General features: G+C 36.7%; 6 protein-coding genes and 1 pseudogene. 2 read left to right on the top strand and 5 right to left on the bottom strand.

Annotated features, from left to right (window positions below; genetic code table 11):
* The 4 genes and pseudogenes from H4J69_RS18865 to H4J69_RS18850 form a co-directional block, all read right to left on the bottom strand.
* A pseudogene (locus H4J69_RS18865) lies at positions 1-278 on the bottom strand (transposase); the annotation flags it as partial.
* A gap of 263 nt (positions 279-541) precedes the next feature.
* Positions 542-3,100, bottom strand: a complete 2,559-nt coding sequence (locus H4J69_RS18860; protein WP_259364999.1) for a TonB-dependent siderophore receptor — start codon at positions 3,098-3,100, stop codon at positions 542-544.
* Positions 3,101-3,553: 453 nt separating this feature from the next.
* Entirely contained in the window at positions 3,554-4,615 is a 1,062-nt protein-coding gene (locus H4J69_RS18855; RefSeq protein ID WP_182245097.1) for a FecR family protein, read from the bottom strand.
* A 35-nt stretch (positions 4,616-4,650) separates the two neighbouring features.
* Complete coding sequence (locus H4J69_RS18850; protein WP_182216409.1) at positions 4,651-5,211, bottom strand: RNA polymerase sigma factor; 561 nt, start codon at positions 5,209-5,211, stop codon at positions 4,651-4,653.
* 607 nt (positions 5,212-5,818) lie between these two features.
* Between H4J69_RS18850 and H4J69_RS18845 the strand changes: the two genes are divergently transcribed.
* Entirely contained in the window at positions 5,819-8,734 is a 2,916-nt protein-coding gene (locus H4J69_RS18845) for a UvrD-helicase domain-containing protein (RefSeq protein WP_182245096.1), read from the top strand.
* Positions 8,735-9,080: 346 nt separating this feature from the next.
* On the opposite strand, the gene radA is transcribed toward H4J69_RS18845, so the two are convergent.
* On the bottom strand, positions 9,081-10,457 hold the full coding sequence (radA, locus tag H4J69_RS18840) for a DNA repair protein RadA (RefSeq protein WP_070376542.1): 1,377 nt from the start codon (positions 10,455-10,457) through the stop codon (positions 9,081-9,083).
* Between the two features lie 502 nt (positions 10,458-10,959).
* Between radA and H4J69_RS18835 the strand changes: the two genes are divergently transcribed.
* On the top strand, positions 10,960-12,834 hold a 1,875-nt coding region (locus H4J69_RS18835), incomplete at its 3' end, for a hypothetical protein (RefSeq protein WP_182252031.1).

Below are 12,834 nucleotides of genomic sequence, written 5' to 3'. Positions count from 1 at the left end.
ACAAGTACGTCAGTCATTGTCCACTGCTTCGCTTTTTCTTCATCAATAAATAACACCACATGATAGTGATTACTCATCACCGCATAGGCACAAACCTCAATCGCAAAGACTTGCGTTAGAAAATGGATTTTGTCTTCCACCCAACCTCGCCGGTGCTCAAAGCTTTGACCTGAAAAGGTATCTTCACCACATAAGAAAGCGCGTCGAACACAACGCGCCACACAATGATAATAAGGTGTGTCTACTAAACTGATTTGTTGCTTCCTTGGCGTGGCCATAACTCACCTAAGATAAAGTAGCTTGATTACTTTAGCTTAGTAGAAAGGTAAAATTTGTTCAATTTAGGATGAGTGTCCTGTTAATTTGATATTTAAAGAAACAGCGATTGGGGAGGTTATTTGTATTTGTTTTAAGTTGTTTCGTTTGTGTATTAAATAAATTAAAAAAAGCAAAGTGTGATCACTTTGCTTTTTTGATTGTAATAATTTACTTATAGCTAAATTATTTGAAACCAGTATATGTATATGGTTTAAGTATACAACTAGAAACGGTATTCAGCACCGGCGTAGAAATAGGCACCATTAAAACCAAAAGGTGCTGAACGGCGTGAATAAGTAAACACACCAGGACTACTGACAACAACATTACCATTGGCGTCAACAATAGTGCCAGAGCGAGAATTTCCTATTTCATTTTTATCAGGGTACACATCAAAAATGTTATTTCCACCAAAGTTAAATGAAAGCTCATCGTTAAATTGATAATTCACGCGTAAATCTGTTAATACTTCAGCGCCATACGTTTGTCTTTCACCATCAAGAACCGTGTATTCACCGTAACGATTAAAGGCTAAGTTAACTGTGAAATCGCCAATTTTATATAAGCCACTTAAACTTATGCGGTCTTGAGGTTGCCATTCTTCAATAATAGAAATCGCCTGCTCTGAAAAAACATCCTCAGGTGAAATTCCACCTAATGCACTACCTGCTGGAGTATAAGTATCGGTAACTTCTGTTTCTGAAAAGTTTGCGGCAAATGTTAAGTCTAATGTGCCAGACATTACTTCTGTATTCCATGTTGCTATAATATCAACACCTGTTGTTTTAGTGTCAGCACCATTTAAAAAGAATTGCCCTGCACCTGCTCCAGAAGAAGCTAATGCCGCATCAAGCGCTGACGATAAACCGTTACCTAATGAATTACTCAACACAATGCGGTCTTCAATTTTGATAGAATAAAAGTCAACAGTTAAATTAATATCATCAGTAACTCTTACAACAGAGCCAATACTAAAGTTGGTTGATACTTCTTCTTTTAGCTCAGGAATACCAATAGCTTGCGCTAGAATACTGTCATTTCGGAAAGTACCAATTTGTACTGCAATTTGGTCCCCACCATTAGGATTTGTCTGGAATTGAGTACTAATATTATCAGTATAAAGTTGTTGCATTGACGGAGCTCTAAAGCCAGTACTTGTGGCGCCACGCAACGATACATCATCAGTAATTGACCAATTAGCAGCAAGTTTGAAATTAGTGCTATCACCAAAGCCGTCGTAATCATCATAGCGAACCGCTGTGCTAATAATTAGGTTATCAGTGACTTCTGCTTCTGTGTCAATGTAAAAAGAAATTACATCACGAGATTCATCAACAGATTGTAGTGGGGCTGTACCACCAAATCCTTGTGTTCCTGCACTGCGATCTGTCTCATATATGCTATTACCGAGTTCATCGGTATCATAGTCTCTGTATGAATATTCATCACCTGCTTTTACTCTGAATTCATCCGTGCGAAACTCGGTACCCATAGCTAAAGAAAACCAATCAAAATTTTGAGTGTAATCCATATTAATTGTTTGTAAGGTGAGTTCTAAGCCGTAAGCAAACGCTTCGCGAGGAATTGAGCTACGAATCTCATTAGCGGATAGTGCTGAGGTGTAGATGAGTGAATTAGCATAAGATGAATTTATTGTATCCCGAGTCGTGTAATCAATATTATTTTCACCATAGGTATATGATAAATCTAATGATGAATCATTACTAAATTCAGTTTTATAACCAAAGTTGTATGAAATATCTTTTATTTCAGTATTGATTTTAGGTAAAAATCCAGCGGGAATAGTTGCATCACCATCTTGAAGCTGTGCGTTACCTCCGCCGTTCGCATTATGGCGAAAGAAAGCTGCAGATTCGTTATCACGGCTTGAATAAGTAACAAAACCATATAAATGACCATCAGCTAAATCGTAGCCAGTATTTATCGTTAGCCCTATTTGCTCGGAATCTGCGTCGCCAATACGAAATGTTTCACGAGTGGCGGTAGCTTCACGCGGATCGCCTAATAAAAAATCGCCATTATCAAGCTGGGTACAACCTGAAAATTGACATGAACCATGTAAGCCTGCTCTGTCAGAGTAGCCTCTATCACGTATATTTAACGTGGTATTAAGGAAACCATTATCGCCAAGTGCAAAACCCTTAGAAATATCGATATTCGTAGTTTCACCATCGCCAGCTGAGTTCTCGCCATAAGAAACACCGACGCTTCCACCTTCACTTTGATCTTTAAGAATAATATTAATGACACCGGCAATTGCATCTGAACCATATTGCGCAGCGGCGCCATCACGTAATACTTCAATACGCTTAATAGATGCGGCAGGAATAGCATTCATATCTGTACCAGCAGTACCACGTCCAACTGAGGTGTTAATGTGAATTAAACTCGCTTGATGGCGGCGTTTGCCGTTGATTAACACTAATGTTTGATCAGGACCTAAACCACGCAAGGTAGCAGGGCGCAATGCATCAGTTCCATCACTAATCGATGAGCTTGAAAAGTTAAATGATGGGGCTATGGCTTGTAACATTCTACCGACTTCTGTTTGCCCAGTGTTAAGCAAAGCTTCAGCAGACAAAATGTCTACGGGAACAGGTAAGTCTTCTGCAGAACGACCAGCAACACGGCTTCCTATAACTGAAATTTTTTCTACTTCTTGCTCACTGACTTGAGCAGGCTCTTGGGCAAGTGCTGTTTGACTTGCTGCGCTTAGCATTAGTGGAACTAAAGCTGCTTTGAGCATTGTGCTTTTATTCATTGTTATATTACTCCTGAGATGTTTATGTAGTTTTATGCTCAGTTGACCAGCGTTATCTATAACAGCGGTTAAGTTGGTGTTTTTTAAAAGTTGTTGTAAACCGTCTTTAACCGAATATTTGCCCTTTAACTCATTTGCATAATGTTCTTTTGTTAAGTCATAGGAAAATAAAATCGTTTTATTTGCCTGTAATGCAAATGAAATGAGCGCTTTATCAGCACGCTGTTCCTTCACTGTAAAGTTGATCAAGCTTTCGGCAAATGCTCCAGACGTGAATATAAGACAGGTACATATAAAAAATGTAGCGCTTGTTAACGGCCGAAATACAGAAAGTTGAAAACGACAAAATAACTTTTGCCAACCTTGCAGTGTTAATAAACAGTTCAGAAGGAAAATTCCTCTATAATATTTTATAAAAAATATATTGAGTTAAAAGATAGGGAGTATTTAAAGTTATTTCGTAGTATTTAAGCTCAAATGAATTGAGTTTTCATTTACTTTTTCAAATTGAATATTGAAGTTACTACTTAACGATTTAAGGAGTCCATCAATATCATTCGCCTTAAAGTAACCGGCCACTTTTATGTTATTGAGTTCAACATCCTTAATTTCAAAGGTTGTGGTGGTATAACGACTGATTTCGGCTAATGCTTCATCGAGTGGTTTGCCATTAAAAACTAACATACCTTGTTGCCAAGCAAGTTCTCGTTGAATTTGCTCAAATGAAGTTTTTTTATTTGATGTTTGAATATTATTTTCGATGGTGGCAATTTCACCAGATGTTATCAATAAACCAGGTAATTTTTCTTTAGGTAAAGTAGATAACATCTTTGCTATTTTATTTAATGGTTGGTTCGACTTGGTCATTAATACTTGACCTTCGGTGACAACAAGCTCCATGTTTTCATTAGATTTTCTTTTTACATTAAAGATTGTGCCTAACGCGGTAAATGATTTTTCGCCAACTGTTACGGTAAAGGGTCTACTTTTATCTTTGGCAACATCAAAGTTTGCTTCGCCTTTAATCAATGTTAATAAGCGATTGTTTTTTGAATAACTGACTTCAACTAAACTATTGGTATTAAGTTTAATTCTGGAGCCATCGGACAGTGAAAACCGGGTTTGCTGTCCTATCTCTGTTTGCAACGTTCTTACTTCAACAAATCTTTTTTCGATATTGTCATCAATAAAAGGTGTGATGTTCACAAAGATGTTACCCGCAAATAACAGAATAAAGGCAATGCCTGCTGCAACGGCATATTTAGTGATAACATTATGCTTTTTTTGAATCGGCTTTTCTAATGTAAATAGTGCACTTAACTCATTGAGTACACTTAAATCATCCCAAAGTGCAGCTAAAGAAAATAAGGTTTTACGATGAAAATCACTTTGATTCACCCATAGTTGAAAATCGAGTTTATCCTTGTTGGAAAGACCCCGATCAATTTTGCTTACCCAAAGACTTGCTTGTGCTTTGATGTCGGCTTTACTGGTGAATGGTTTAACTGTTGTCATACAATATTCTTTTTTAATTTATATTTTATTTTATTTTATTTTATAATTGAACGTGCGTTATTTTTTAAGGTTGAAGCTTTTGGTGTACTATTTTGCTCAATCCTTTCCATATATTCAGCGCACTTTAATAAGCCCTTAGCGACATGTTTCTCAACCGTACTTTCACTAAGGTTTAAATAGTTAGCTATTTCCTTTTGGCTGAAACCGTAAACTTTTTTTAATATAAATGTTTTGCGGACTACGATAGATAATTGCTCTGTCGCTCGGCAAAATAATAAGAAACGTTCCTTACTCTCAAATTGTTCTTCAAATTTCAGTGAGGTTAATCCAGTCAAAGCGTCAGCAGAATCATCTAATGAATCACTGTATTTATTATCCCACTTATTTACGTGATTTAGCGCAAGATTTTTAGCTGTTTTAAGAATAAAACTACGAGCGTATTTTATTTCTTCTTTGAGATCGGCTTCATAAGTTCGAATAAACGTCTCTTGTATAATATCATCAATGTCATCAGGACTGGCGATTTTATTGATATAGCGCTTAATATTAGCCGTGTAATTAACAAACAGCGTAGTGAATTTATTATTCTGAGCCATTGTTGTTCTTGTTATTCTTATTTTATTGTGAAACCGAGTGTAGGGCGGGAAGCAAAGAATTACAATGACATTAAATAAGATTTAGTTTGTAGATTAAGTGATGACAAATTTGTAACTCTTGTTGAACACCTTGATCTATTTACAGAAAAAAACTGGGGAAAATTTGAATACCTTACATGAACGGCAGAGGTTGAGTACTATGATATTAAACATGTCTTACCTAGAAAGTTAAGCCAATTAAGGTTTAAGCTTAAAAGTAAGTGTGTCGTTTTTTGTTTTTGATAATGAAAAAAAACTTCAAGCTTCTTCAGTTTAGGATGAGTGTCTTGTTAATTGTTTCAAACTACTTCATTTTAGAATGAGTGTCCTGTTAATTGCTTTATCTATTATACGCAGGTCCTAGTAGATAAAATAATTATATGGTTAATGGAGAAGGATAAATAATAAACAGATCAGCGGTAGATTATTATTTTATAAAATTTAAACGCGAGTATTTGTTGAGCGTATATGAAATTTGGTCTGCTGAACACAGAATTACCTTTACACTAGTGGTAGAATTGCAGCTTAGGGTAAGTCGAATTTTTCTATATCTAGGTTTGTGCTGTAAATGAAATGTATATCTTCAAGTGTTTTTGGGCGCTTTATTGGTAAAACTACGAAAATTAATATTACTGAAATCGGCTTATCTATTGATGTTGAAAACACCTTAAGCCAAATTAAATGGCAAGAACTTATAAAACCGCCAATGTTTCATATCAGCTTTTTTGGGCACATAATGACATTGCAAACAGCAGATAAAAGTTATGCTTATAGTATGCTTGCCTTCAATGCTAAACGCGAACATAAGAGCCAGTGTGAGAAACTTTGGGCGTTAGCCAACATTAAGCCAGTTAATGCCTTATTAACGACCATCAAAAAAATTATCACCACTCGCTATTTACGTCAGTCAAATATTGATGTTATTCAGTCATTAGTCAATCAAGAACTCAAACGTTGGTTTCCTTGGATTAACACCAGCAAAACACTGCCGATGGTTGCTAAGCAGCTGCAGCAGTTGTCGAATTACCATAACTGGCAAGAGCAAACTATAGACGATTGTCGTGAACGTTATATCAAGCAACAGCTTCAAGCCCACCAAGCCTTTTTTGATCGTGTCGAGTCTAATCCTTTAACGTTATGTCAACGGCGCGCCTGTATTATCGACAATGATAATAACTTGTTGTTAGCTGGCGCAGGAACAGGTAAAACCAGTGTGATGGTTGGCCGAGCCGGTTATTTACTTAACAGCGAACAAGCGCAGCATAGTGACATTTTATTATTAGCTTATGGCCGAAAAGCGGCTGATGAAATGGATACAAGAATAAAAGAAAAATTATCGACTGATAAAATTAGTGCAACGACCTTTCATCGTTTAGGTCTTAATATTATTGCTCAAGTTGAGGGAAAAAAGCCTAGTTTATCGGTATTCGCCGAAGATGAAAAAGCAAAAGCTAAGTGGATCCAAAGGTGTTTTGAAACCTTGATTAATGAGCAAGCCCAATATCGTCAACTTATCATAGAGTATTTCAGTAAATACTATTACGTTGAACGTAATGATTCTGACTTTGAAAGCCTAGGTGAGTATTACCAATATTTAAACGATAATGATATTCGTAGTTTAAAAGGAGAGAAGGTTAAAAGTTTTGGTGAGCTCTATATTGCCAATTGGTTATTTAACCACGGAATAGAATACCAGTATGAAGCTAGCTACGTTCATGATGTAAAAACAATCGAGCGCAGACAATACCAACCAGACTTTTTTCTACCTGAACTTAATGTTTATATTGAATATTACGGGGTAGATGAGAACGGGAATACAGCGTCTTACATCAATAAAAGTGAATATCACACATCTATTCAGTGGAAACGAGACACCCATAAGAAATTTGACACTCATTGTCTTGAATTTACCTATGCTCAGCATAAAAAAGGACAATTAATTAGCGCTTTAGAATCATTTTTTAATGCTCATCAAGTTAAATTTGAATTACTCCCTGATGAAGTGATACTCGAAAATTTAAAAGAAAGTGGGCGGATAACAACACTTGCCCAAATGTTTTGTCAGCTAGTAGGACTTTATAAAGCCGCGTGTTTAGACCATTCTTTAGAAAATAATGTGATCATCAATTCTTCTGATCCAAAACAGACCACGAAAGCATTAACGTTACTTAAACCGATTTTAATCGCTTATGATGAACACTTAACATCTCGCGCTGAAATTGATTTTGAAGATATGATTAATAAAGCATTAGGGTATGTGCAAGAGGGGAAATTTAATTCGCCATGGCGTTACATCATGGTCGATGAATTTCAAGATATATCAGAGCCAAGAGCACGGTTAGTTAAAGCCTTACGTGACAATAATAAAGCCTGTTCAGTTTTTGCTGTTGGTGATGATTGGCAGGCGATATATCGCTTTAGTGGCGCTGACATTACCTTAACCACAGGGTTTGCCCATTACTTTGGCGTTACCACTCAATCAGCTTTAGACCAAACCTTTCGATTTAATAACCAAATAGGCAAGGTGGCAACAGATTTTATTTGCCAAAATCCAGCACAAATTAAGAAAAAAATAAAATCGTTAAAACAAGTTAAAGCACCTGCAGTTTCATTACTTAAACGAGAGAATGGCGCATTAAACTCTTCAAAAAAAGGTATTGTTGATGAAATGGCCAATGGTGCAATCGATGATGTTTTAGCGGCTATTTCAGCTAAAGCGTGTAAGCCGGTAAGTGTTTATTTATTAGCGCGTTTTTGGTTTCAATTACCAGACAAAGTCGATCTAAATCGGTTAAATAATCAATATCCGCTATTAACTATTGAATCTCAATCTTTTCATGCTTCTAAAGGAAAGGAAGCCGATTATGTCATTATTCTTGGACTCAAAAAAGGTGTTCATGGTTTCCCTTCAGAAAAAGTAACGCCAGCATTACTCGACGCCTTACTCGCGAAAAAAGAAGCCTTTGCTTATGCCGAGGAACGACGATTATTTTATGTTGCCCTAACGAGGGCTAAAGATAGGGTTTATGTTATTGCCGATATGACTGAAGCAAGCTGTTTTGTTAAAGAGCTTGCTAGCGATCATAACATCGAACTTGATGAATTTGACAGCACAGCCAGTCAATCATTTATAGATGAGATCAACTGCTTGGTTTGTGAAACAGGCACCTTAAAGAAACGAACAGGACGTTTTGGCGATTTTTATTCATGTTCACACTTTCCTCGCTGCGAGCATAAAGAGAAATCCTGTACTAGCTGCCAAAGTCCGATGACACGAAAACGTCACCCAGGTTTTAAGTTTTGTTTGAATGACGCCTGTAAAAGCGTCATACCGACGTGTGAAAAATGTCATGCTGAAATGGTGTTACGCTCAAGTAAAAGTGGTGAGTTTTGGGGATGTAGAAACTATAAAGGTAATGAACCAATGAGCTGTAAAAATGGTCTTGATACCGACAAAATAAAATGGCCAGAGTTGGTAAGTTAACTAACGCGAAATAGTTATTAAATGGGATACAGATAAAGCCAATGAATTCTCTATTTAGTCAGCCATCATATTTCTAATAAAGATAATAGCTGTTCATAGAGTCCAGTTTGATTCATTAAAATCCTTTTTAATTTAACACTTTATTAGTTCCAGGATATCTGAAAAGTTATACACCATTATAATTAGCGTGATGAAATACTGAAAAATTTTCATACTCCAGCCATTGTCATGACCTTTGTTTGTATAAGATGTAGCATTTACTATTCATCACAAAAATAGAGGTCAACAAACTTAATTATTAGTTAATTAGGTTGCTGACCTGTATTTTTACATACAAAGACTAGTGTCAGAAAATTTCTAGTACGTCTTTAACATGAGACACGGGTATCAAGGTAACCCCTTTAGTTTCTAAACGTTTATTGTAATTACGTTTAGGTAATATGATGACTTTAAAGTCGTTACGAATCGCTTCTTTGACACGCTCTTCACCTGAAGGCACGGGTCTTACACTACCGTCTAACCCTATTTCCCCAAAGGCAATAGTATTGACTGAAAACTTATGCTCTCTTGATGACGATATCATTGCGAGGATCAAAGGCAGATCTGAGCCAACATCTTTGGTTAAGTTAACACCTGATACCACGTTTACGTAAATATCATTACCGCCAATATTGACTCCCATACGACTTCTCAATATGGCTAACAGCATTTGCATGCGTTTATAATCAAAGCCAACACCACCTCTAATAGGATTTTCAGCTTGAGATTCGGTGACCAGCGATTGAATATTGATTAATAAAGTTCTTCCGGTATCGTTTGATGCGTAGGCCATATTCCCACTCGATTCAGCACCATCTTTATCTAAAAAGATGGCCGACGGATTTACAACATCTTGCATACCTTTGGCTGTCATGGCAAAAGTGGCTATTTCTGTGGTGTCACCAAAGCGGTTTTTAGAGGTTCTAAGCGTTCGGTATTTACTGTCAGCTTCTGGCTCTATTTTACACATACAATCGCCGATGTGCTCAAGTACTCTAGGCCCAGCCATATCTCCGGATTTAGAAACATGACAAACTAATATTACGGTAACGCCATGCTCTTTCGCTAGTCGGTTTAGCATAGCAGCGGATTCTTTGACTTGAGTAACACCGCCAGGAGAATTGGGCAGTGAACTAATAAATGCCGTCTGGATAGAATCAACAACAAGGAATTTATAACCATCGGTGACCATAACATTACAGATAAGCTCTACGTCACCGGAGTTCATTATGTCAATTTTAGAAATGTCGGCTTGTAGCCTTAAACCGCGGTCTCTTACTTGCCCTTTAGATTCTTCGCCTGAGGTATATAAAGATTTACCTATTTGACTTAAATGAGCACATGTTTTTAACAATAATGTACTTTTACCCGCACCAGGGTCACCCGCTACAAGAATAACAGAACCTTCAACAATACCACCGCCTAACACTCGATTGAATTCAGAGCTACCGGTGTCAAATCGAGTTAAGTCCATATCAGAGACTTCACTCAACTTATCTATCTTTGCATCTTCTTTCGAGTAACCTCGGTGAGCGTTTTTGCTTGGTGTGCGCTGGGTTATTACCTTGGACTCTTTAAATTCTGTGATGCTGTTCCAAGCTGAACAACTTGAACATTGACCTAACCATCGAGGATGATTTTCACCACACTCGGTGCAAACATAAGTTGTTTTATCTTTTGCCATAATATTCTTAATAATTTATTTGTGGGGTTATTATATCGCGCTAGTCATACTGTTTAACTAGCCAGTTACTTGAATCAATACAATTAATCGACTGACAAGTTTTGAGTATATTTATATCGCTCTCGCACATTTAACCATAAGCTCAGGTGAAGAAGCAAAAATATAGTCTATGTCCCATTGGGAGTCTTTTCAGACTAAGTTATAGCTATTTAATTAATGCTATTATATGGAATATGTATTGTCGTTAATAGATGATGAAACAACTTTAATTTAACATAAGTTATTTCATTTATTGGTGAAAAATCTGCTTGTTGATTTCAAATGAAAAATATTATTAAAGTTGATTTTTATTATTTGCAATTAATATATCAGGCGCAGACAAACACTAAAAAAGAGTGTTTTAGCCTTGCTTTAGATCATGTTATACCTATAAAGCGTTTGATTTTATTAATTTTATAGGTATTATCACAATCATATAACAATGGAAGTACGAGTTCAAAAAATGGAATTACTTGCTAGTCATTTAACATCAAAACTCCCCTTTATTATTGGTATTACTGGCCATAGAGACATACTGACTAATAATGCAGACGCAGTAAATGACAATAGCGCGGAACTTAAATCTACCATTCGAGCAACGCTACTTCACTGGCATCACCAGCTAAACTCAGTAGCTAAACCCAATACAACTTCTGTTAACGAAAGGCAAATAGTCACGCCAATTTGGCTTATGTCTGGTCTAGCAGAAGGAGCAGATTTATTATCTATTGAAGTGGCATTAGATTTACAAGCTGAATTAGGTTGTGAGGCGATAAAAATTATTGGCTGTTTACCTATGCCGCTGATAAATTTTGAACAAGACTTTCAACCCAATAGTAATAGTTACTTCCAGCTTAAAAAAATGGTTTTAGCCCTCCATAAAAATGGTAATGAATTACTCGAAATTAAACACTCGTTGGTTGATAGTGACTATCAAATCGCGATTGAGGATCTAGATTATGGCGATCTCAGGAATAGCCTGTACCTTAATCAGGGATTATTTATTGCAAAATATGCCAATGTGTTAGTTGCTTTATGGGATGGATGTGATGCAAATGGATGTGGCGGTACCGCTGATATTGTTAAATATAAACTGGGTATGGAAGTTCATTGGCCTGATAATACTGAAAATCTATCATTAAAAGCCGTTTCTGAATTTGATGGTCAAATTGCGGGCCTTGTTCATCACCTTTTTGTCAAAAGAGTTAGCGTAACTAATAATATATCTCCGTTATTATTAACTGATCACCCCCAGAGTGATGCATTAGCGCATTTAACACCCAAAGTGGGCGAGCTCTATGCATATAGCTATGCTGGAAATGAAAACGCATTGACCGACTTTATCTCTACAGAGTTTATTCAGTTATTATCTGAGCTACGATTTTATAATAGTTATAGCGCATCAGAGTCGATTGACGTTGCTAATACCTTTACTGCCCCAGACGTCGATAATGGCCTTTCAATTTCAAACCCTATTTTTACGTTAGCCGATGATCTTGCCTTAATTGGACAGCAAAAGTATCGAAAACTTATTAAATTGTTTTTTTGGTTTGCCATTGTTGGATTTGCTTGTTATGAATTAGCGGGTAATTTAGTTAATTCAGAAGAGGGAAGTTGGGTCATTCTAGTGACCTTATTGTCTATTATCGCTTGTTGGCGAGTTATTCGTTACGCCGGTAAAAAAGAATTGAAATGGAAGTATCAGCTTAGTCGAGGTGTCGCAGAAGCCATGCGTATTAGGGGTTTTTTAAACTTGTCTAATATCCCGCCATCGGGAGAGCCTATTATTCCAAGACGTTATCGGAGCCACTTACCATTATTTAATCATGCTATTGCTATAACCGAAATCGATTGGTGGCGCTCATCCGCTGATAAAAACCTCGATGAGATTCGAGATACTTGGATAGGCGATCAGCGAAGCTTTCTTCAAAGCCGATTACAACTAGGAGCTAAAAATTTAGTTGAGCTTCTTTATAAACGACCACTTTATGCGGCATTGCTATGCTCATCGTTCTCAAAGAAGTGCTTTATTGTAGCGATTGGTCTTGGCGCGATTCTTTTATGCTCTATGTTAGCTCAGCAGATATTCAATTTTTCTACCTTAAATGATGCTAATAACATACTGATGATGATTGTGCAGTATAGCCTTATGGTAGGTGGTGTTGTTGCATTGTGGAGTGAATTATTTGGTTATGAAAGCACTGCCAGTGGCTACAGCAGTATGGAAGAACTTTACGCTCGAGCTCAATCTTTATTAAAAGGAGATATGACATCAGCAAAAGAATTAATGCTATTAGCCCTAGCGAGAGAGGCTATGTTTGAACATGTTAACTGGTCT

The sequence above is a fragment of the Colwellia sp. BRX10-9 genome (genome assembly GCF_014077405.1).
Lineage (GTDB): Bacteria > Pseudomonadota > Gammaproteobacteria > Enterobacterales > Alteromonadaceae > Colwellia_A.
Note: the sequence above shows the minus strand (reverse complement) of the source record. Positions and strands in the feature narration are given on the sequence as shown.

What these genes read in the sequence shown, in the direction of transcription:
- H4J69_RS18850 (WP_182216409.1), bottom strand. Translation starts at nt 5,211, where the DNA reads ATGGCTCAGAATAATAAATTCACTACGCTGTTTGTTAATTACACGGCT.
- H4J69_RS18845 (WP_182245096.1), top strand. Translation starts at nt 5,819, where the DNA reads ATGAAATGTATATCTTCAAGTGTTTTTGGGCGCTTTATTGGTAAAACT.
- H4J69_RS18855 (WP_182245097.1), bottom strand. Translation starts at nt 4,615, where the DNA reads ATGACAACAGTTAAACCATTCACCAGTAAAGCCGACATCAAAGCACAA.
- radA (WP_070376542.1), bottom strand. Translation starts at nt 10,457, where the DNA reads ATGGCAAAAGATAAAACAACTTATGTTTGCACCGAGTGTGGTGAAAAT.
- H4J69_RS18860 (WP_259364999.1), bottom strand. Translation starts at nt 3,100, where the DNA reads ATGAATAAAAGCACAATGCTCAAAGCAGCTTTAGTTCCACTAATGCTA.